The organism is Flavobacterium sp. AC105 (assembly GCF_979258495.1).
In genome coordinates this window covers 2,339,632-2,363,000 of sequence record NZ_OZ409860.1, presented here as the reverse complement: position 1 = coordinate 2,363,000, position 23,369 = coordinate 2,339,632, and the positions used below count along the sequence as shown (strand labels likewise).

Genomic DNA, 23,369 nt, shown 5'->3' with positions numbered 1-23,369 from the left:
GACGGATGATGCGGGTTTACACTGATTTTCTTTTTTTTTATCCTTCGTGAAAATTCGTGAAATTCGTGGCTAACCAAACTATTCATATGTATATAATTTCAGTTTTTGAATTTCGTAATCTCCAACTGCAATTCTTAAATGTCTTCCTTGGTGGGTTTGATCTCCGTTGAAATGCCTGATGGTTCTCCAGACTTCATTTTCAAAAATACCCTGATCTGTTTTTAAAATTCCGGCATTCAGATTTTCCTTTAATGGTTTAAAAGTTACAACAATTCCGGAACCTGAAATATAAAATTCATCTGGTGTTATTTCGATTATAATGGCACTTGACATGGGCCAAATTTCCTCTTTTGCACCGTCTGACCAATTTAAGGTATAATCGTGCTTAAAGGTGAATTCGTAATTGCCTAATTGGATTGTTTGTGATTGATTTTCTTTGTCTAATAAAACACCCTCAATTTTATTTTGTCCTTTATTTGATTCGATTATTGGTGTTAATTGTCTCACCAAATCATATATTTTTCCGAGTGGTTCTTTCTTTGCATCTGCAACAGATTCTATCGAAAAAGGCGAAAAACCAATCGCTTCATAATGTCCAATTGCATATAAACCTTTGAACGGCGCGCTGGCATCAAAACGATGTTCGGGTATAAATAATGGATTTTGCTGACGGATAAATAAATCATTCCAATGTTTAAATAACGGGTTATAAAAATCCGGCGAAAGCATATCTATTGAAGTTCCGGCGGCTTTCCAAATATCCATTACATGGGGCAACGGACCGGCACTTGGATATTCTCCCGGTTTTTTCTCCGGTGCGTTTAAGGCTGCATTAACAAACATCGGAATTGGATAATTGTCTTTTCCGGCTTTTGCTATTTTATTGGTGAATTTTGCAAAATACCAAGCCATAAAAATCTCATCTGTCTGAAGTCCTTTCCCAAAAACCTGCTCCCAATTTCCTTTGGTTTTAAATCCATTTGTTTTCCAGATTTCTAAAAATTCAGGCACTAAATTTTCTTTGTTTTTCTGAAGATATTTTAATAATTCTTCGGGAACTTCTTTTTTGAATGCTTCATTTGCCAACGGAGAATAATCTCTTGCTGTTGGCAGCATTCCAATTTCATTTTCGACCTGAATCATGATTACGGTTTGCTCTTTTTGATCAAAATCTTTAATGTGAATCATCAATTTCTGAAAAGCATTCAAATCTGCCTGCAAATTATTTTCGCTGAAAGGCGTTAAAATTTCATGGCTTTTATTTTTGTCATCTTTGATTCTTGGATATTTCTTCTGATTTAATTTTACCCATTCCGGCGCGTGACTCGACATACTGTTTTTCCATGATCCGAACCAAAGAAACACTAATTTTAAGTTTTCTTTTCTGGCTCTTAGAATCAAATTGTCTACTAACGAAAAATCAAATTTGCCTTCCTCCTTTTCTATCAATTCCCAATAAATGGGCGTTAAAACGGTATTCAGATTCATGTCGGTTAGTTTTGACCAAATTGGTTCCATACTTTCCATGGTCGTAGCCGAAGAATTTCCTAACTCTCCTCCTCTTATTATAAATGGTTTTTCGTTGACAATCAATTGTGTTTTATTTCCTTTTTTCTGAAGACTTGGTGTTTTATCCTGACAAAATCCGAGTTGAATGGCAAATAATAGCAGCAGAAAAAGTCCTTTTTTTGAAAAATCCATCATTTTGTTTTTTAATGTAACCGTTGTCATTATTTATTACAAATCGAATAATGTGAATATGTGTAGTCCCTACGGGACAATTATGAAATTGAAATTTATTTTTCTACCGACATTTAACCTATACGAGGTAGCACATTGTTTGACCAATACTCCGTTAGGAGTTGAATATTATTTATAACACATAGAATCATATGTGTAGTCCCCACGGGACAATTGTGAAAATTGGAATTTATTTTTCTACCGACATTTAACCTCTACGAGGTATCACATTTTTGGACCAAAATACTCCGTTAGGAGTTAAATATCGGTAGAAAATTATTTTCACACAATATAATTGTCCCGTAGGGACTATACCTATTATTCTACCGACATTTAACCTCCACGAGGTATCACATTGTTTGAGCAAATACTCCGTTAGGAGTTAAATATCGGTAGAAAAATATTTCATACAATATTATGTCCCGTAGGGTCTATACCTATTATTCTAGCGACATTTAACCTCTACGAGGTATCACATTGTTGGAGCAAAATACTCCGTTAGGAGTTAAATATCGGTAGAAAAAATATTTCCATACAATATTATTGTCCCGTAGGGACTACACCTATTATTCTAGCGACATTTAACCTCTGCGAGCATTAAATATTTGTAGAAAAAATAAGTAATCCATATCATAAATCGGTCGGGATTCATAATATGGATTACTCGCTACAGGAATTTATTTTTTTACTAATTCACCTGAAAAATCTTTACTTACATCTTTTCCTGCAAGACCATCAGCAGTTCCTTTATAGGCATGTTTACGAACGTAATTGGCATCCCAAAGGTTTGGTGATTCATCCGGAAGCCAGTTTACATGTTCTTTTACACTATCTGAAACTCCCCAAACTGTGATACCATATTGTTGAGGTTCAGGAATGTATTTTTTGTACATATCTACAACATATTGATACATTTCGGCTTGAGAAGCTTGTTGTGCTACTGTTGGAGCATTTGTTCCTAATCGAATATCCAATTCAGAAATTTTAATTAATTTTCCGGAAGCTGCTAATTTTTGAAACATCTGAACAATTTTATCTTTATCAGTTGTTAACGAAATGTGCATTTGGGTTCCGATACCATCAACTGTAGCGCCTTTGCTTTCAATATATTTTACGTATTCAATAATACCATCACATTTGTCTAATCTTGATTCCAGATTAAAATCATTTATGAATAATTTATCGGTTGTATTCCCGTATTGACGCGCCAGTTTAAAGGCTGTTACTGCATAATCTTTCCCCAGATATTTTACCCATGAGAAATAATCTGCTGCTGTATCGCCGTCAGTTCCGTTTCTTAGACTTCCGTCTTCTCTCATTGGTTCGTTTACAACATCCCAGGCATGGACATCATTTTTATAATGACCTACCATTTTAGAAATCCAATCCTGCATTGCAGCGGCAATAATGGTTGTTTTTTCCGCATCTGATTTGTCGATAATTACTGGAGCAGAACCTCCGCCAGTTGCAGCACCGGTTGTTACCAGAACATTATCAATATAATACGTTCCTGCAGCTCCGCCAAGATCAAAGTTTAAACCCGTTTCTGTACCGTTTCCTGTAATTTTCCATTCTACTAATTTCCAGGTTGTAGATGTAGACTGATCGCCTTGATAATGCGCTGTAGTTCCTGAAGTTGAGCAACGAACTGAACCTGCTGCTTCGGAACGAATCATGTAAGAAACCGTGTATTCTTTGCCTGAAGTTAAAACTGCAGTAAAATCTGCATGAATCTGGGTTTTCCATTGATTGGCTGCGTCGCTTGTTGCGTTTATAACTTTCATGGCGCCGCTTCCTTCATAGGCATCTCCCGAACTTGCCAGACTTAAAGCATCTGTACCGCCATTATATTTTGCCCATCCGTTGATATTTCCGTCAAATTTACCGTTGCTCACCATATTTACAACAGTTGGCGCAGCATTAAGATCTACAACTGCAAAATTATCTACATCAATAAGATAGGTTACGTTTGGTAGATAACCTAAATCAAGGTTGAAATTAAAACTTGTACTTCCTGATTTAAAATCGCCTGGTGCCAGTTTAATTTTAACTTGCTGCCATTGCGATGTTGTTGCAAAAGCTTCTACCCACGATCCGCCTGTATTATACCAGTCCTGATACGGATATTGATTTGTTAAAGAAGCATTAAATGAAAGTCGGCCTTTTCCGGCTACATCTGATTTAATATAAAAGGATATTTCATAATTATGACCGCTAACAACGTCAATATTAGGCGTTGTTAATTGTAAATTATAAGGTGCAGAAGATGTCGCACTTGCCTGTAATTGAATTGCTTTTGAACTGCCTGTTAATCCTGCATTGTCCAGTATTGTGATCCCTTTTCCCGGATTATTTCTTGCCCAATTGGTAAAAGAGCCATTTTTTAAACCTGCTAAATCCAATGTATTTGTTCCGCTTGAACCTGGAATTACAGTTGGAGCAATAAGTCCGTTAAGATAACTTGCATTTTGGTTGGAATGCCAAACCAAAGTATGTCCGAATATTTTTAGTCCGCCTTGTTTTGCTTTTGCAATAAAAGCATCTACGGCAGCATAGTTTAATTCTCCTTTTGCGTTTACCATCGGACCGTGTTTCATGGCGTATCCGGCAGTAACTTCATCAAAATTTTCATTGATTATTTTACGATACGCTTCATCGTTCATGTATATATCTGTGTCGATTCCGTTTCCTAAAACAAAATTTGTATAGGTTTTTAAGGGCTCATATCTGCTAATTTTCTCCACTAATTCCAACGGAAGTTCCGCTCCTGTTACGGCTCCGTGTTCCGGATCTTTTTGCCAGTCCATTTTGTCATCATCACAAGATGATAAAACCATTAAAGACGCAGCGATTATAGGTAGTATATATTTGTATTTCATTTTGCTTTTTTTTTAATTACACGATGCATTTCTTAATTAGAGAAATCATTATAAACCGGTGTGTCTAATGGTACAATTCTCCAATTATCAGTATATACACTAACTGAAGTTGCGCTCGAAGGAAATTCTACTTCGCTTGCAGTTCCGGTAACATCTTTTAATTTTATATCAGAATTTTCAAAAAAGAAACCGAAATTCTGGTATGTTGCCGCTTCACGATAGGCCAAAACGGTTTCGAAAGTGAAAGGTTCTTTTGACCATGCATAAAATTTGTTTAGCGGAATTGTAACGGTTGTCCATCCTGTTGTCTGAAAAGCAACTGATTTTCCGTCAACAATCCAGGGCACATAATTGTAAACAGCTCCTGCCCATTCTCCTCCGTTAAAGTTATTGACCATACATATTTTTAAGAATCCTGTATCTTTCCATGCATTTGGAACATACACTTCAAACTGAAGCGCTACTTTATCAAGCGGTGTACTTGCCGGAATGTAAGGTGTTAATTGCGCTCTCCAGTTGTCAACGCCGTTTCCTGCTGTCCAGACTTCTGAACAACGGTTTTTTGCAGCATCAAAAGAAGCCACTCTTGCCGGACGATGCGGCACATATTTTCCTTGGGAAACATTTCCAATTCCTATTGCATCTGATCCTAAATCTGCTGGCAAAATCATACTTGTTGTACTCCATGAACCTTGTGAACCTATTTCGTCAAAATTCAATAATACTCCTTTTTTGAAGTTAAAATAAGCCGGAGAATAAGCGCCTCCGTTTGAACTCTGAACAAATAATGAACCTCCGTTGTCTGAAACTCCGTTTGGAACAACTACTGTAAAAAATTCTCCTTCTTCATCTGAAACTATTCCTGTTGTAACATCAATATTTCCGGGAAAAGTTACTTTGCTTACTTCGGTTAAACCGGTTCCGTAAACTGTTATGATTTCTCCGGCTTTCGGCATTGTGTTCGAAATTCTGTCGATTACAGGTTGTGATGCACGAATATCAAATGAATATATGGTTTCGTTATTATCATTTACAAATCGAATGGTATTTCTAACCGAAGGATCTGCTTCAAGAATTGGCGTATCACCTGAAATACTGATTAGCATTGATTTATCACTTATAAAAACGGTATTAAAATAAGTTGAATATCCGTTGATGTAAACTCTTCTTAAACCTGTAAAGCCAGAACCTTCAATACGAAGTGTTTGTCCAAGTCTGGCAAAAGTAACTTCTCTGTCCTGTACCGTTGCATTTACATCTTCCAGAAATACTTTGCTGATTGTTATTTTTCCGCCTTCAGAATCGTTGTTTTCGCAAGACGTAAACAATACGCTGGAAACCATTATTGCCAAAAATGCAAAGGCCGCCCAAGACTTTTTATTTAAAATATATTTCATATTAATCGCTCTTTTAAATTTTATTATTTTTAATAATAGTTTAGAATAAATCCTTGATTCTTTCTTCAGTAAACTGATAAGGAACTGGATTTTCTCTCAACAACGGGTTCTGAACAAGTTCTGATTCCGGATAAGGCAATACAAAGATTGTAGCATCGATTAAGCCAATAGAACGCGGGCTGCTGGTTCCTGTAGGATCTACTGAAACCTTGTTTGTTGCTGCATCATAAAGAATTGGCACAATTGTTCCTCTGTTTTGACTGGTGATATAATTGATTACTTCTTGTTGTTTGTAATATGCCCTGCGTACTAAATCGTACCAATATTGCCCTTCCATACACAACTCTACCCTTCTTTCGTGAATAATGTCATTATAAGTAAGAATCGTTTTAGGATCAAGTCCTGCACGTGCACGAAGTTTATTTATACCTTCTACGGCAAGACCATCGGCTGTACTTGGGTTGTTTCCTAAAGCTGCTTCGGCATAATTTAAATATACTTCGCCTAAACGCAGCATATAGGTATTTAAGGCTGAGTTCATTCGGCTAATTTTAGAATTGTCTTTGGTAGAACCTACAACTCCTTTTTTAACGGTTAGAAAATCGTTTGTGTGATCAACAGTATAACCTCCGTTTGATTTGCTAATTTCCGGATAAAAATCTCCATCTCCCATCCAGGTTGCTTTACGGCGAACATCTTTCGTTTCGTATTCCTGCAAAATATTATACGAAGCTCTTGTCCAATATCCCCATGCAGCATCGTCGCCGGTAATATCAGATCCCAAAGCAAAATAAGCCTGATGTGAATTGATTACGCCGTAATCTCCGTTTGGAACCCATTGCAAAGCAAACATAGACTCCGGATTATTATTATTATCGACCATAAATAAATCAGCATAATTAGGCATTAAAGAATAAGGCCCGGATGTGATTACTTTTTCGGCAGCTTTTTTGGCCAAATCCAGATATTCCTGATTTCTTGATCCGCTGTTTGGATTTTCGCTTAAACCTGAATACGATAAATAAACGCGTGACAACATCCCGAATGCGCTGTATTTTGTTAAACGACCTGCTTGTCCCGCCGTTTCCGGAAGATATTTTGCTGCATATTCTAAATCACGAATCGCAAATTCGAAAACATCTTTTGTTGGATTTTTGCTCACAATTGGATTTTTTACCAATTCTCTCGGGTCTGTAGAAATAATTACATCTCCCCATAAAGAAGCTAAATACCAGTAAGCAGTTCCTCTCATAAAACGGGCTTCGGCAATGTATTTGTTTTTTACACTTTCGCTTACTTTACTGTCTGTAATACCAATTATCACATTATTAGATTGCTGTACCACATTGTACAAAGATCCCCAAGCCGAAACTAATGGTCCTGTTAATCCTGTTTCAGACAAATCTGTAAACGGATAAACATAATCTGAATAAGGTGCATATAAATTATCGGCACGGCCATCGCCTAATCCGTAATAAAATTTGTCATTAAAATCAAACCACACTTTATTGTATAACGGACTTGTTGCTGCCTGAAAATCAGCTTCTGACTGATAGAAATTTTCTTTCGTAATCTGATCTTCCGGTTCTGTATCTAAAAGATCACTACAACTAGTCCAAACAAATGGCAATGCGATCATAAGAACCGTGTAAAATATTTTTTTTGTTTTCATAGTTTGCAATAATTAGAAATTAACATTTAATCCAATGGTAGTAATCATAGGTGACGGATAACGCCCGTTATCAATACCTGTTAAAAGTGCATCCTGATTGATTGATCCAATTTCAGGATCATAACCTTTGTATTTTGTGAATGTTAATATGTTTTGTGCATTTGTATAAATTTTTACATTCGAAATACCATATTTAGCGTACAGGCTTTTTGGTAAATTATAGCCTAAAGAGATATTTTTAATTCTAACATAAGATCCGTCTTCTACAAAACGATCACTAAAACGGTAATTTGAAGTTGATGATGCAGATGATGCAGCAATTCTTGTCATATGAGGGTCTCCTCCAACAATTTGTACGTTACGATAATCATTTGGTCCGTTCGCATCAATTAATCCTAATTGTGCATATCCTAAAGCCGATGATAATAAATTGGTATTTTCACGAGGATTTTCTAACCAGCGTCTTTGGTAGTTTACGACATCATTTCCGTAAGAACCAGTTACCAGAATATTCAAATCAAATCCTAAAAAAGAGAATGTATTTCCTACTCCAAAAGTAAAATCAGGAGCCGGATTACCAATATAATCACGGTCTTTTTCGTTGATTACACCGTCATTATTTACATCTTTAAAAATGTAATCTCCTATCCAAACACTGTTTTCGCCAATTTGCATTCCTTCCGGCAAAGCAGTTGGTTTAACCACTCCGTCTTTGTCTTTATAATAGAAATCAGTTGCTTTTTCGAAACGCCCAATTACTTTATATCCGTAAAATTGTCCAATTGCTTCTCCAACTGCTGTACGCGTAACAACCGTAACATCAGAACCTTGCTGAAGATCTTTATTTAAAATTCCGGTTTCTGTATTAAGAGCCAAAACTTTACTTCTGTTCATAGAAAAAACAAAATTAGATCTCCAGGTAAAATCTTTTCTGTCCATGTTTAACGTATTCAAAGTAAACTCGATACCTTTATTTTCAAGAGATCCAATGTTTACCCACGGTGCAGATGTTGATCCCTGACCCGTTGTTCCTACATAAGCCGGCAATGGCAATGCAAGCAGTAAATTTTTGGTTTTCTTGTAATAAACATCTGTAACAAGTTCAATTCTATTGTCTAAAAAGCTAATATCCAAACCAGCATTACTAGACATTGTAGTTTCCCATTTCAGGTCTTTATTTGCCGTATTTGCAGCCAGTAATCCAGTTCCCCAATTTGTTGCAGATGCATTATATGTTGAGGTATAAGCGTAGTTTGGCACATTTTGATTACCAACTTCTCCCCAGCCCAAACGTAATTTTAAATTATTGATCACCTTGCTTTCTTTTAAGAAATTCTCGTTAGAGATTTTCCAGGCCAATGCTGCTGATGGAAACCAGCCCCATTGATTGTCTTTGTAAAATTTAGAAGAACCGTCTCTTCTTAAAGTAGCGGTAAGCAAATATTTATCATTATAAGAATAAAATAATCTTCCAAAATAAGAGCTGATAGAACTTGTACTGCTTCCGTTTGAGTTTTTAGCGGTTGTAGCGTCTCCTGCATTCAAATCTGTAGCGCCGTTTGTTAAATATCCGGAACGGTATCCGTAAAGATTTTCCCAGTGCGATTCCTGCATTTCTTCTCCTAACATAGCATTAATCGTATGATTTCCAAAGGTTTTATTGTATGTTAATACATTATTCCAGTTCCAGTATTTACTGTATGATTTTGTTCTTGTTCCTTCTCTTACATCGTTTATAAGTGCTCCAAAAGCGTAAGACGGACTAAAGGTGTAATTATTAGAAAAACCATAATCTAATGAATATTGGGTTTTGAATTTAAGATCTTTTGTAAACCCGATTTCAGCATACGTATTGGCTCTCATTCCGATATTATCGTTGTGATTGTCTTTGATAGAAGCCAAACCAATTGGATTATTCTGAACAAACTCTGTTGTATCCGGACCATCAAAAGAACCGTCAGCATTACGAACTGCAACGTTTGGCGTTTGTTTAAGAGCGGTAAGAATTAAGGATTCATCCGTTACAGTTGTTTTTTGCTTGGTTTCGCTTAAAGCGAAATTTACGCCCACTTTTAAAAAGCTTTTTACCTGAGAATCGATAACCCCCCTAAGGTTAAAACGGCTGAAAGAAGATCCAATCGCAATACCATCCTGATCTAAATAACCAACTCCCATTGCATAAGTAGTTGTATCTGAACCGCCTGAAGCTGATAAGTTATAACTTTGCATCATTGCAGTTGTAAACAATTCTTTTTGCCAGTCTGTTCCTTCTCCTAATAAATCTGGACGGATAAAAGTATTGTCACGCTGAACGATTCCTAAATCTGAACGTGTATTTTTTAGCGTTCCATATTCTCTAAGATTTAATAAATCAAGGTGTTTCGGAATTTCCTGCCAACCTACATAACTATCAAAATTTAAGGTCAAATCGCCTTTTTTACCTCTTTTTGTAGTCACAATAATAACTCCGTTTGCAGCGCGGGATCCATAAATGGCTGTAGCCGAAGCATCTTTTAAAACATCCATAGAAACAATATCTGACGGATTTATTGACGCTAACGGATTTGAATTTACAGAACTTGTAGATCCGTCGATAATAACGCCATCAATGACAAATATTGGTTCATTTGATCCGTTTAATGAACTTATACCACGAATACGGATAGAAGAACTTGAACCCGGAGCACCATTATTTTGCTGAATTTGTACACCCGCAGCACGCCCCTGCAAAACCTGATCGATCGTTGTGGCTACAGATTCGCTTACGGCTTTTGCTGATATAGAGGAAATTGATCCTGTTAAATCGCCTCTTTTCATCGTACCATATCCCACAACAACAACTTCTTTTAGATCATTTGCATCTTCTTCCATCAATACATCTACTTTGCTTTTGTTGGCCGTAGGTAATTCTTTTGTTTTGTAACCTATGAAACTAAAAACCAAAACAGCATTTGTGGGTACTGATCTGATTTCATATGTTCCGTCAAAATTAGAAACTGCACTAATTTTAGTTCCCTTTACAATAATATTCACACCTGGTATTGGTCCGTTATTATCAGAAACCACTCCTGATACAGTTGTTTGAGCATTTACCGCAGCAGAAAATACTAACATCAGGAATAAGAATCCCAAATTTTTAAAGTATTTTGATTTGCTTTTAGTAAGTAAAAAGTTAGTCATAAATAGTTGATTTAATTAGTTAATAGTATGGTTTAGTTAGTTTTATTTTGAATGGACTTGCAGGCGGTTTCTTCCGTACAGATATCCCCAATTGCAGGTTCTTGATTGAAACAAATATATATAAAAAACAACAACACACAATCGGTTGCGTTAATTTTTTTTCTGAATAACAAAAAAAATAGTAGTAAAAAAAGTATTATATATATTTAAATTAATAAAATATTGATAATTAATCAAAATATAGTTTTAGAATTACGAAAACGTTGTAGATAATAATGTGTTTTATTCAAAACCTTAAAAAAATCATAAAAAATAAAAAGTTTAAATTTTCTTTTTTAAGCTTCCTTTTTCATCATTATTTGAAGTATAAATAATGTTAAAAAAATGAACAAAGTAATACTTTTGGATGTTTTAAAAAACCATTTAAGTGCTCATAAACAATATTAAGCCTGATAATCGCTAAATCTCTAATAAAAACACAAAACAAGCAATCGGTTGCTGATAAAATAAAAAAACTCCCTTCAAAACTGAATTGAAGAGAGTTATTAACTACAAAAAAAGCTGCAGTAAAATGAAATTATAATGTCTTAATTTTCGATTAAAAACTTATAATTTCATTTTTTTAGCATCCTCTATAAACTGATTTAAACCAATATCCGTTAACGGATGTTTTAACAATCCTTTAATTGCCGATAATGGTCCGGTCATCACATCAGATCCTGTTTTTGCACAATTTACAATATGCATCGTATGTCGCACAGAAGCTGAAAGTATTTGTGTCTGGTAATCGTAATTATCATAAATCTGACGAATTTCTGCAATTAAATGCATCCCGTCTGTCGAAACATCATCCAATCTTCCCAGAAATGGAGAAACATAAGTTGCTCCGGCTTTTGCAGCTAATAAAGCTTGTCCGGCAGAAAAAACCAACGTAACATTCGTCTTGATTCCTTTAGACGAAAAATATTTACAAGCTTTAATTCCGTCAGCAATCATCGGTAATTTTACCACTATTTGCGGGTGCAAAGCTGCCAACTCCTCGCCTTCTCTCACCATTCCGTCATAATCTGTCGAAATAACTTCAGCCGAAACATCGCCATCAACTATATTGCAGATATTTACATAATGTTTCAGAATATTATCTTTTCCGGTTATGCCTTCTTTTGCCATTAAAGTCGGATTTGTCGTCACGCCATCTAATACACCCAAAGATTGCGCTTCTTTAATATCCTCTAAATTAGCTGTATCTATAAAAAATTTCATGTTGTTTGTTTTAATTAAATTGAATAACAAAATGTTATCGGATTTTATTTGTTTGAAAAAATTCCAGTGAATGAAAATGTGCATTTCGATTGAGTCTAATCTTCAAAAACCATTTAATAAAAAACTAATCTCGCTGTTCTTATTAAACTAACTTTCTATTTTAAACTTTGTAAATCATAAAAAAATAGTAACTAAACCTTAAACCTAATTTCTCTAAAATCTGTAAATCAAAAAAAGAAAGCCATAATCTTAATACACATTCTCTTTATTTCACTTTTATCTTTGCCCTGCAAGGTTTTCAAAATCCTGTAGGTCTGCTATTTAAAACCAGAAAATCTAAATTAAACCTGCAAGGTTTTGAAAACCTTGCAGGTTATTAAATAAAATGTTATATATATTGATTAATGATATTTTCAAACAACTCTTGTTTACCGCTTTGAAGATTTAATTCTCCATTATCATGTGCGATTGCATATAAATCTTTCAGGTTTAATTTTCCGTCAGCGAAATCTTTTCCTTTTCCGGAATCGAATGAGCTGTATCTTTCTTTTCTCAATTTTTCATAAGGAGAAGAAGTGATGATTTTATCAGCCGTTAATAAAGCTCTTGCAAAAGTATCGGCACCGCCAATGTGAGCAAGGAAAACGTCTTCAAGATCAGTTGAGTTTCTTCTGATTTTTGCATCAAAATTAACACCTCCGCCTTGTAATCCTCCAGCTTTTAAGAATACAAGCATGGCTTCTGTAGTTTCCTGGATATTATTTGGAAATTGATCTGTATCCCAGCCATTTTGGTAATCACCTCTGTTTGCATCAATGCTTCCTAACATTCCCGCTTTTGCAGCAACTTCTAATTCATGCTGAAAAGTGTGTTGTGCCAATGTTGCGTGGTTTACTTCGATATTAATTTTGAAATCCTTATCTAAACCGTATTCTTTTAAAAATCCAATTGCTGTAGCCGAATCAAAATCATATTGGTGTTTTGATGGTTCCATTGGTTTTGGCTCGATAAAAAACGTTCCTTTAAATCCCTGCGCTCTTGCATAATCTCTCGACATGGTTAAAAACTGCGCCATATGATCTAATTCTCTGCCCATATCTGTGTTCAAAAGAGACATATATCCTTCTCTTCCTCCCCAGAATACATAGTTTTCTCCATCTAAAGCAATTGTTGCGTCAAGTGCTAATTTTACTTGTCCTCCGGCTCTTGCCACCACATTAAAATCAGGATTTGTAGCCGCTCCGTTCATGAATCTTGGATTCGAAAAACAGTTAGAAGTTCCCCAAAGTAATTTGATTCCTGACTCTGCTTTTTTCTGTTTTAAATATTCTGTAATAGTTGATAAACGTCTTTCAGATTCTGCAAAAGTTGGTCCTTCGGCAACTAAATCATAATCGTGAAAGCAGAAATAATCAAAGCCCATTTTACTGATAAATTCAAAAGCAGCATCCGCTTTATCTTTAGCCGCCTGAATTGGATCTGATGATTGATCCCACGCAAAATTTTGAGTTCCCGGTCCAAACGGATCGCTTCCTTGTCCGCAGAAAGTATGCCAGTACGCAATCGCAAATCTAAAGTGTTCGCGCATCGTTTTTCCTGCTACAATCTGGTCTGGATTATAATATTTAAACGCCAAAGGATTGTCAGATTCCTTTCCTTCAAATTTAATCTGACCTATGCCTTTGTAATATTCTTTATTTCCTAAAACTATCATTTTTTTATTTTTTTTGTGTTAATATTAATTCTAATTCTTGTTTCCATTTTTGGTAAGCCTTATCATAAGGTTCTTTATTTTTCAGCGGTAAAAAGGTCATTACGTGATCGTTGGTTGTAATACTTGAACTAAATTTATTGTAATCTCCATCTTTTAAACCCACTGCCCTTGCAGCGCCAACTGCGCCCGTTGTATTGTAAATTTCGATTTCGTGACCAATTAAAGTTGCCACTGTATTCGAGAAAATCTCAGAACGGAATAAATTATCATTTCCGGCCCTGATAACATTTATCGTTGCATTATCATCTTTTAAACATTCCATTCCGTAAACAAATGAAAAAGCAATTCCTTCAAGAGAAGCTCTGAATAAGTGCGAACTGTTATGAATATTCAGATTCAGATTTAAAAAATGTGTTCCGATGTTTTTATTGTTGAACATACGCTCAGCGCCATTCCCAAACGGAATCACCACAACCCCATCTGATCCAACTGCAATTTTTGACGCCTTTCGGTTCATCGATTCATACGTTTCGTCGCCCATATTATTGCGCAGCCATCTGTATTGAATTCCTGCTCCGTTTATGTTTAAAAGTTTACCAATTCTTGGTGTTTCCAATTCATAATTAACGTGTACAAAATTGTTTACTCTTGTACTTTTATTTCCCGTAGACATTTCGCTAACGGCATAAAAAACGCCCGAAGTTCCTCCGGTTGCTGCAACTTCACCCGGATTAAGAACATTTAATGATAATGCATTATTAGGCTGATCTCCCGCTCTGTAAACTACCGGAATCCCAACAGGAAGCCCGGATTCTTTTGAAGCTTTCTCGTTTAAAATGCCCTGAGTTGTAAAATTTTCTACAATATTTGGCGTCAGCGACTGATCGATTCCGTAATAATCCAACAACCAGTTGGCTACTTTATTTTCTTTATAATCCCAAAGCATTCCTTCAGACAAACCGTTTTTTGTAGTGGTGATTTCTCCGGTTAATTTGTACGCGATATAATCGCCCGGCAGCATATATTTATAAATGTTATTATAAATTTCTGGTTCGTTTTCTTTAACCCATTTTAGTTTTGAAGCCGTAAAATTTCCAGGTGAATTCAATAAATGCTCAGAACATTTTTCCTGTCCTAATTCGGCGAAAGCGGTATTGCCAATTTCAACCGCGCGACTGTCGCACCAAATAATAGAATTACGTAACGGATTTCCGTTTTTATCCACAATTACCAATCCGTGCATTTGATAGGAAATTCCAACGCCCTGAATTTTTGAAGCTTCGATATTGGCTTCGCGAATCGCTCTTTTGGTCGCTGTACAAATGTGCTGCCACCAAATTTCAGGATCCTGCTCTGCCCAATCCGAATGCAGCGAAACGATCTCCATTTCGTTTTGCGGTTCATGCAAAACAATTATTTTTTTTCCGGTTTCGGCTTCAACCAAAGCTACTTTTACGGATGAACTTCCAATATCAAATCCTATGTAATACATACTTTATTTGTTTCTTATTTCTATTCTCAACATTATAAATAGTGTTGTTTATCTCTTTTAAAATCAATTCACTAAGTTAAATCTTAATTCCTTTTAAACTCACACAACCGATTGTTTTTTGCAGGAAATTTTTTTACACGAAGAACCGGCAATCATAAGAATGATTACAGCTGTAATTTTTGAAATCTATTTTATTATTTATAAACATATTAAAAATTAAAATTTAGTTCTCTGTGCGCTAACATTTCATGTTTCTGCAACTTTACACTATAAAACTTTGCGGCTCTGTGCGACACATCTTCTTCTTTTTCGTTTGCATCTAAGACTAAATCCATTTGCAGAATCTTTCTTCTAAAATTAGACTTATTTAGTTCGATACCCAGAATTTGTTCGTACAAATGCATGACTTGCAATAAAGTAAATTTTTCAGGCAATAAATTAAATCCTATTGCACTTTTACAAATATTCCTGCGCAATTCTTTCAAACTATAATCTAAAATTACCTGGTGCTTTTCGTTTAAATGGGGTATATCATTAATTCCAATCCATTGTGAATTCGCATTAAATTCAGCTTCAGAAATAAATTCATCATCTTCTAAAACAGGAATATCCCTTTTTACCAAAGCATAATATCCTATCGAAATTTCTTCTTGTGTCGAAGATTGTGACGGATAACCAAAAGCTTTTAATTGTTCCAGAAAAAAGTTATCTGCATCTATATATTCCCTTAAAATATTGCGGGCCGTACTTGCTATTGTTTCTCCTTCTTTTATACAATCGTTTGCTAATTCCCAATTTAAATTTCCGTTCTCGTCTTCATTTTTTACCAGTAAAACTTTCAGGCTTTCTCTTTCAAAAGTAAATATCACACAATCAACTTCTATTCTGTTTGCAATATATGGGCTGGTGGCATTTCTTTCTTTTTCATCCCCTTTTTTCATCGAAAATAAAATTTAAATATAGTACATTTCTTTACTTATTCTTTTGGACCATAAGGATCTATTGTAACTATTGAACCATCTTCCAGATATTCAATTTTAGTCACTTTCATGCTTCTTAAATGCGTTACTCCTTTTGATAAACTCGAATCATGATAAAACAAATACCACTCATTGTTGACTTTACAAATCGAATGATGCGAAGTCCAGCCTACAACAGGATTTAAAATTCTGCCCTGATACGTAAATGGCCCGTACGGACTGTCGCCAATGGCATAACAGATAAAATGAGTATCGCCGGTAGAATACGAGAAATAATATTTATCGTTGTATTTATGAACCCAGGAAGCTTCAAAAAAACGACGATCGTTATCGCCGGCTAATAAAACGGCACCGTTTTTATCCAGAATTTTGATTTCTTTAGGTTCTTCGGCAAACTCCAGCATATTATCAGTAAGCAAGGCAACGATTGGTCCCAAAGCCGTTTCGGTGCTTTTGGGTTCTTCGTTATTTACAGCGTATTTATTGTTTCTGTATTTTTGAAGCTGTCCGCCCCAAATACCTCCAAAGTAGATATAATATTTCCCGTCTTCATCTTCAAAAACCGCAGGATCAATACTATAACTTCCTTTAATCGCTTGTGGTTCTGCCTTAAAAGGACCAACAGGAGAATCGCTTATCGCAACTCCAATCTGGAAAATTCCGTCAGGACGTTTCGCTGGAAAATACAAATAATATTTTCCTGCTTTGCAAGCTGCATCAGGCGCCCACATTTGTTTTTGTGCCCATTCAACGTCATTTACATGCAGCGCAACGCCATTATCAACTGCTTCTGATTTAATGGTTTCCATCGAAAAAACATGGTAATCTTCCATCCCAAAATGATCACCATTATCGTTAAACGGAATTCCGGCATCAATATCGTGCGAAGGATAAATATAAATCGTACCATTAAATACATGCGCCGACGGATCGGCCGTGTAAATATGTGAAACTAACGGCTGCGAAATCGCTAATTTATTAATTGTTTCAAAATTAATTTGTTCAATACTATCTTCAGGCATAGTGCATTTTTATTTTTTTAGATTAATTTTTAAGTTCTTCTTTCCTTTAGATCCGCTTCAATTTGTACTTCCATTTTCTTGTTGATTTTATAGAAGAACAATAAAGCAACTCCAATTAAAAATGGTATAGCCGGAAAAATACTAACCAATAATTTTATTCCGTTAATTGCAGTATCTGTCTGGGTTAATGAGTTTGGAACATATTGAAAAAATCCCAAAAACGATGTCGTTAAAGCGCCACCAATACTTAATCCGGCTTTTAGACCCACCATCATAGCCGAAAATATAATAGCTGTTGCACGGCGATTGTTTAACCATTCTGAGTAATCTGCAACATCTGCAATCATCGCCCAAAGCAGCGGAATTGTAATTCCGTAGAAAAATCCGTGCAGGATTTGGGAGAAAAATATCAGACTAATAGATGTTGGCGGAAAGAAATAAAACGCCACAATAAACAAAGTCGAAATGAATAGAAATAAGCCAAATACATTTCGTTTTCCGTACTTATCTGCTAAACCTTTTGATAACGTAATTCCAACAATCATAAAAATGATTCCGCCTGCATTAAATAATCCAAAACCTGCAGAAACAGGATCATTCCCAAAATGATTCAATCCTATTTTTGACAATACATCCAGAATGGGCTGAATAAAAATGGCCAATTGTGTTTTGTCTACATAATTTTCAAAATAATACACATAAGATCCGCCTTTCATGGCTAGTGTAATAAAAACCAGTGTGGTTAAACTCAACATGATTACCCACGGTTTATTTTTCATCAAATCTGTCAAATCTTCCTTAATGCTGGATTTTTGTTCCGGTTTTGGAATGATTCTTTCTTTTGTAGTTAAAAACGTGATTAACAACATAATGGTTCCAATAATTGCCAAAACGGTCATTACTTTTTCGATACCAACAGCTTTATCACCGTTTCCGGCACTTTTTATGATTCCCAACATGAAAACCTGAACAAAAAATTGTGCAAACATTACCGCTACAAAACGATACGATGACAAACTGTTTCTCTCTCCCATATCGCCTGTAATTACGCCGCTTAAAGCAGAATATGGCAAGTTATTGCTGGCATAAAAAAGCAGCAATAAAGTATAGGTTACAACGGCATAAATTACTTTGCCGTGGTATGAAAAACTAGGTGTTGTAAAGGCTAATAAAGCAATTGCTCCTAACGGAATTGCCGTTATTAAAATCCACGGTCTGAATTTTCCCCATTTGGTAGAAGTTCTGTCCGCTAATACACCAATAATCGGGTTAAAAATAAACGCTGCAATTAAACCTACAACTAACATTATTATAGAGGAATCTCTGGGAGATAATCCGTAGATATCCGTATAAAAATAGGCCAGATAAGTCATCAAGGTCTGAAAAACTAAATTTGCTGCTAAGTCACCTAAGCTATATCCGATTTTTTCTTTAATGGATAATTTTTGTGATGTGTAATTCATTATTCGTCTGTGGTTATTTTAGTTAGTTTAAATCAAAATCGATTTAGGTTATAATATTAGCATTTATTTTTAATTTAATTTTTCTGTTTCATGATTTTGATATCAAAATTCCATTCACACAATCGGTTGTGTAAAATTAGCTAAAAATATATATTATGCAAATTTAGTTCAGTTTATTTATATAATAAATTTAAAAACAACCGATTGCAGGAATTCTCTTTAAAACGAATGGTTTTTTAATCAATTATTCAGGGCGTTTTGCTGCTTTTAAATCCATAACGCTTTCGTATGCTTTTTTAGGCTGTAATTTAGTATCAAATAACAACGGATAATTAGTACGTCCTTTTATTGGCCAATCATTTAACCACGATTGTCCGTCATGAACGCCCCAAAACGTAACTCTGCTTATTTTGTCTTTATGTTTTAGAAATAATTTAAAAATATCTGCATAACGCTGCGCGAGTTTATCCTGAATAGAATCCGGAAGTTTCTCCGGATACGGGTTCATTTTTGGATTTCCTTCAAAATTCTGGTTGACATCGGCACCTTTTAAATCCCACGGATTTGGTAAAACGGTAATATCTAATTCCGTAAAAGCAACTTTAACGCCCAATGCCGAAAAAGTCAGAATCGTTTTTTCAATTTCTTCCAATGACGGGCTATCCAGTTTCCAATGTGCCTGACTTCCAACTCCATCAATTTTTACGCCTGCAGCTTTAATCTTTTTTACCAATCTTACTACGCCTTCTCTTTTTGCAGGATCTTCAAGATTATAATCATTATAATACAAATCAACTTTAGGATCTGCTTCTGCCGCTAATTTAAAAGCATCAACCAAATAACTTTCGCCAAGTGTATTCAAAAAAACCGATTTCCTTAACGTTCCGTCTTCGTTCAACGCTTCATTAACAACATCCCACGAATTAATTCTTCCTTTATATTTAGAAACAATTGTCGTAATATGATCTTTCATAAAAGCTTTCATTTCAGTACTATCTTTAATCTGAGCCATCCACGGCGCCAATTGACTGTGCCAAATCAAAGTATGTCCGTGAATAAACATCTTGTTTTTTTCGCCAAAAGCAACGAATTTATCCGGCAATGTAAAATCATATTTGTCTTTTTGCGGATGAATAAACATCGATTTCATGATGTTTTCTGGCGTAATCGCATCGAATTCTTTGCAAATTAGCGAATCAACTTTAGCATCTTTTTCTTCGATTTCGTCTTCACTTAAAGCTGTTCCTATATAAAAATCGCCTTTGTAACTATTTTTCAAAGAAGCCACCTCTTTTTTTGATGAACAGCTAAACGCTAACATTGCTGTCATTACTAGAAAACTGGGTTTTATTAATTTCATTGTTTTTGGTTTTTTAGTTAGTATTTTTTTCATTCATTACTTATATATAACATTGAATTTGTCATTCTAAGGAACGAGAAATCTTCGCAAGCAACTCCCCAAACTTGGATTCACAAACGGAGATTCCTCGTTCCTCGGAATGACAAATAAAACGAATCATTTCATCCTAAAACTTTCCGGCGGTCCTAAATACGATTTTAATACCTGGCCTGATTCCGTTTCAATTATTATTTTCTGAAGAACCAATGCAGGATCAACTCCATAAATTTTCAAAACATGATTCCCGGGATTTTCAATTGTATGCGACGACGTAATTATTTTAATATTATCTGCAACTGATTCGTTCCAGTTCTTCTCAGAATTATCCGCATTCAGGTTCATAATTTGAGGTTTATCCGAATCAAAAGCAACTCCGTATTTTAAACCATCGCCCATTTTAAAATTAATTGTAGGCGAAAAATAAGCACGCACTTTTACATTTCCTTTACTAAAAAAATGAACCTCATATTCTAATCTTGGTGATTGTTCGGAAATTTGAATACTTGGTATATGCGACGGTTTTAATGTTACTCCGGATTCTGTTTTTCCCATATTCGGAATCGTTGTCCAATGCACATTTGTGTCAATTGCTTTTGAATAATTTTGTGCGTCAATTGCAATAATTCCGTAACTTTCTACAAAGCCTTTTATTGCGTTTAAATCGACATTTTTAGTATTTATATTTATGATAAAATCCTGTTTGTCTGCTGTAATTGTAATTTGGCTTTTTATAGCACCCTTTGGCGCTTTTTTCCAATCAATATTAACTAATATTCTTTCTTCCTGATTAATCGTTCCTTTAGATTTCGAAAACTTAATCCAATCATTTTCAGCACTTATTTTAAAATCATACGGTTTTGTGCCGCGATTGAATACATCTATATAAGAGGTTTTGTTTTCGAATGAATTAAAAGTGGGCAAAACAATTTCTTCCTTACTATCTGGCCACCAGTTTTCAGATCCTTCAATGGCAATTCCGGCTTCAGATTTGTTTGGTAGTGCTATTACTTTTGTCTGCGGAATCACATTTGTTTTCGGTTCCTGCCAATTTGTATAACCAATATGCGTTTGCGCCATCATATGGTTCCATTTGCCATTTGCCAATTTCGTATGATAATAATTCGTCAGCAAACTGTCTTTTTCAAATAACATTTTTACCTGTTTTGCATAGTCATTTGCCGAAGCTCTTCCCTGATTGACATACAGCTGATTTTTAGCTGTTTCTACATACAATTCGTTTAAGTTTGCGCTTGCCAAAACAGGAAATAAAACCAATTGATAAAAAGCATCTTTGTATTCCGGTTTTAACTGATCGTTGATTTTATTCGCTTTCTCTGCCAGTTTTTTATAATCGGAAATTACATTTTCAGCTTCATTGTAATTGGTAATACTATAGGTTTTAGCATTCAGTAATTCCGGTTTTCTTCTTGAATTGTATTTCGTATATAATTTTATAATTTGAGCAATTTCTTCAGCATATTGATTTCCAAAATTTTCCTTTGCCCAATTCACATAATATTGATCCAAATTATTGGCATTAAAAGCTTCTGGATTCCAGGCCATATCCAGGAAAAATTCAATCGGAAATTCCATTGGTTTGATATCGCCCACATTTACAATCCATATTTTATCAACGCCATATTGATATGCCAAATCCATTTGTTCCCAGGTTCTTTCGATTTGGTTCGTATTAATCCATTTGTAATTTCTTGGTCCGCCAACATAATCAAAATGATAATAAATCCCGTAACCGCCTTTTCTTGGTTTTGCACCGAGTTCAGGCAATTTGCGGATATTTCCCCAATTATCATCACATAATAAAAGCGTAATATCGTCTGGAACACGCATTCCTTTATCATAATAATCCTGAACTTCTTTGTAAAGCGCCCACATTTGCGGCGTTTCTTCGGCAGGTTTTTTCGTTTCTGCTGCAATAATTTCTCTTTGCGTTTTTACGATATTTTCGAGTAAATCTATTGCAGTTCCCTGCGTCATGGGTTCATCGCCATCGCCACGCATGCCAACTGTTACAATTGTTTCGGTATTTCCCATTCTTTTCATTCCTTCTTTCCAGAACCAAATCAGGTTTTCAGAATTGGTACTAAAATCCCATTTCCCGTTCGATTTTCCCCATTCTGCATGGGCTCTTGTTAACGGTTCATGATGCGAAGTTCCCATTACAATTCCGTATTCATCGGCTAAAACCGCATTTTGAGGATCATCCACATAAAACATTCTTCCCCACATCGACGGCCATAAATAATTGCCTTTCATTCTTAGAATCAATTCAAAAACTTTATCATAGAATTTAGCGTTAAATCCGCCATAATTCTCAAAAGCCCAACCCGATAATGCCGGCGCTTCGTCATTTATAAAAATTCCCCGGTATTTTACTTTTGGTTCTCCCTGCGAATGAACTCCAGGCAAAACATGCAATTCCGATTGTTTCTGAACCGGAACATCTGCCCAGAAATACCACGGAGAAATCCCTATTTGGTTTGATAAATCATAAATACCGTAAATCGTTCCTCTTTTATCAGAACCTGCAATTACCAATGCTTTTTTTATTCCTTTTACAGGATTATTTACAATTTGAGTCGTAAATTTTTCCAATTTCCCCTTCAGCTGATTTGCATCAATTTTGCCTTCACGAACCAATTGATCTATAATTTCACTTTTGCCAATTGTTCCAATAATAACGACAAAATCTGTAGCTTCAGAAATTTTATTGATTCTTTTCGGATGTAAATCTGTAACCTTAAAAAGATCATTTTCTAAATGTCCGGCAACTTTTAAAACTCCTGCAAAATCATTTTCACTCACTAAAACAGAAGCTATTTTTCCTTTTGAAGCCAAAGGGAAATTTTCTGAAGAAGCTTTTTTTACTACATATTTCTCCGGATTTATGGCGTATGAGTTTGTACCGATTCCGAAGAGAAACAGCAATAAAATCACATACGATAGTTTTATTTTTAAACACATAGATACATAGTTTTTTTGTCTATAAAAGGCGTTTCACTTGCTTAAACAAACATAGCTTTCCTAGTCTAATCCGCGCCAGTTTTGTCATTTCGACGTAAGGAGAAATCGCACAAGAAATTCCGCCTGGAACTTCGCCAATCTTTGTCGAATTTCTAGTGCGATCCCTCGTTCCTCGGGATGACAAAA

Annotated in this window: 13 protein-coding genes; all 13 read right to left on the bottom strand. The window is 35.2% G+C overall.

The genetic code is table 11. The features are described from left to right. Window positions 1-78: 78 nt before the first annotated feature. Entirely contained in the window at window positions 79-1,704 is a 1,626-nt protein-coding gene (locus ACZ0AH_RS10060; protein ID WP_463475666.1) for a GH35 family beta-galactosidase, read from the bottom strand. 713 nt (window positions 1,705-2,417) lie between these two features. Beyond that, window positions 2,418-4,619: an endo-1,4-beta-xylanase gene (locus tag ACZ0AH_RS10055; protein WP_463475665.1), complete on the bottom strand. Its 2,202-nt coding sequence runs from the start codon at window positions 4,617-4,619 to the stop codon at window positions 2,418-2,420. 32 nt (window positions 4,620-4,651) lie between these two features. Beyond that, window positions 4,652-6,016, bottom strand: a complete 1,365-nt coding sequence (locus ACZ0AH_RS10050; RefSeq protein ID WP_463475664.1) for a glycan-binding surface protein — start codon at window positions 6,014-6,016, stop codon at window positions 4,652-4,654. A gap of 40 nt (window positions 6,017-6,056) precedes the next feature. Beyond that, complete coding sequence (locus ACZ0AH_RS10045) at window positions 6,057-7,688, bottom strand: RagB/SusD family nutrient uptake outer membrane protein (RefSeq protein WP_463475663.1); 1,632 nt, start codon at window positions 7,686-7,688, stop codon at window positions 6,057-6,059. 12 nt (window positions 7,689-7,700) lie between these two features. Next, complete coding sequence (locus ACZ0AH_RS10040) at window positions 7,701-10,868, bottom strand: SusC/RagA family TonB-linked outer membrane protein (protein ID WP_463475662.1); 3,168 nt, start codon at window positions 10,866-10,868, stop codon at window positions 7,701-7,703. A 606-nt stretch (window positions 10,869-11,474) separates the two neighbouring features. Continuing rightward, window positions 11,475-12,131, bottom strand: coding sequence for a fructose-6-phosphate aldolase (fsa, locus tag ACZ0AH_RS10035; RefSeq protein ID WP_463475661.1), 657 nt, complete (start codon window positions 12,129-12,131; stop codon window positions 11,475-11,477). Window positions 12,132-12,519: 388 nt separating this feature from the next. After that, on the bottom strand, window positions 12,520-13,845 hold the full coding sequence (xylA, locus tag ACZ0AH_RS10030; RefSeq protein ID WP_463475660.1) for a xylose isomerase: 1,326 nt from the start codon (window positions 13,843-13,845) through the stop codon (window positions 12,520-12,522). Window positions 13,846-13,849: 4 nt separating this feature from the next. Next, the gene (locus ACZ0AH_RS10025) at window positions 13,850-15,337 is read right to left on the bottom strand and encodes a xylulokinase (RefSeq protein WP_463475659.1); all 1,488 of its coding nucleotides are present in this window, start codon (window positions 15,335-15,337) and stop codon (window positions 13,850-13,852) included. A gap of 209 nt (window positions 15,338-15,546) precedes the next feature. Further along, a complete protein-coding gene (locus ACZ0AH_RS10020; protein ID WP_463475658.1) occupies window positions 15,547-16,278 on the bottom strand; it encodes an NUDIX hydrolase in 732 nt (243 codons plus the stop codon). 35 nt (window positions 16,279-16,313) lie between these two features. Next, window positions 16,314-17,339 (bottom strand): glycoside hydrolase family 43 protein, encoded by a 1,026-nt coding sequence (locus ACZ0AH_RS10015; RefSeq protein WP_463475657.1) that lies wholly within the window; start codon window positions 17,337-17,339, stop codon window positions 16,314-16,316. 29 nt (window positions 17,340-17,368) lie between these two features. Next, window positions 17,369-18,802: an MFS transporter gene (locus tag ACZ0AH_RS10010; RefSeq protein ID WP_463475656.1), complete on the bottom strand. Its 1,434-nt coding sequence runs from the start codon at window positions 18,800-18,802 to the stop codon at window positions 17,369-17,371. 244 nt (window positions 18,803-19,046) lie between these two features. Continuing rightward, a complete protein-coding gene (locus ACZ0AH_RS10005; protein WP_463475655.1) occupies window positions 19,047-20,162 on the bottom strand; it encodes an endo-1,4-beta-xylanase in 1,116 nt (371 codons plus the stop codon). A gap of 156 nt (window positions 20,163-20,318) precedes the next feature. Next, window positions 20,319-23,183 carry a glycosyl hydrolase 115 family protein gene (locus ACZ0AH_RS10000; RefSeq protein ID WP_463475654.1) on the bottom strand — a complete coding sequence of 955 codons (2,865 nt, stop codon included), beginning with the start codon at window positions 23,181-23,183 and terminating at the stop codon, window positions 20,319-20,321. Window positions 23,184-23,369 lie beyond the last annotated feature (186 nt).

Coding starts and splice junctions, on each gene's coding strand:
- ACZ0AH_RS10060 (WP_463475666.1), bottom strand. CDS start 1,704: ATGATGGATTTTTCAAAAAAAGGACTTTTTCTGCTGCTATTATTTGCC.
- fsa (WP_463475661.1), bottom strand. CDS start 12,131: ATGAAATTTTTTATAGATACAGCTAATTTAGAGGATATTAAAGAAGCG.
- ACZ0AH_RS10000 (WP_463475654.1), bottom strand. CDS start 23,183: ATGTGTTTAAAAATAAAACTATCGTATGTGATTTTATTGCTGTTTCTC.
- ACZ0AH_RS10015 (WP_463475657.1), bottom strand. CDS start 17,339: ATGCCTGAAGATAGTATTGAACAAATTAATTTTGAAACAATTAATAAA.
- ACZ0AH_RS10045 (WP_463475663.1), bottom strand. CDS start 7,688: ATGAAAACAAAAAAAATATTTTACACGGTTCTTATGATCGCATTGCCA.
- ACZ0AH_RS10025 (WP_463475659.1), bottom strand. CDS start 15,337: ATGTATTACATAGGATTTGATATTGGAAGTTCATCCGTAAAAGTAGCT.
- ACZ0AH_RS10050 (WP_463475664.1), bottom strand. CDS start 6,016: ATGAAATATATTTTAAATAAAAAGTCTTGGGCGGCCTTTGCATTTTTG.
- xylA (WP_463475660.1), bottom strand. CDS start 13,845: ATGATAGTTTTAGGAAATAAAGAATATTACAAAGGCATAGGTCAGATT.
- ACZ0AH_RS10055 (WP_463475665.1), bottom strand. CDS start 4,619: ATGAAATACAAATATATACTACCTATAATCGCTGCGTCTTTAATGGTT.
- ACZ0AH_RS10005 (WP_463475655.1), bottom strand. CDS start 20,162: ATGAAATTAATAAAACCCAGTTTTCTAGTAATGACAGCAATGTTAGCG.
- ACZ0AH_RS10040 (WP_463475662.1), bottom strand. CDS start 10,868: ATGACTAACTTTTTACTTACTAAAAGCAAATCAAAATACTTTAAAAAT.
- ACZ0AH_RS10010 (WP_463475656.1), bottom strand. CDS start 18,802: ATGAATTACACATCACAAAAATTATCCATTAAAGAAAAAATCGGATAT.
- ACZ0AH_RS10020 (WP_463475658.1), bottom strand. CDS start 16,278: ATGAAAAAAGGGGATGAAAAAGAAAGAAATGCCACCAGCCCATATATT.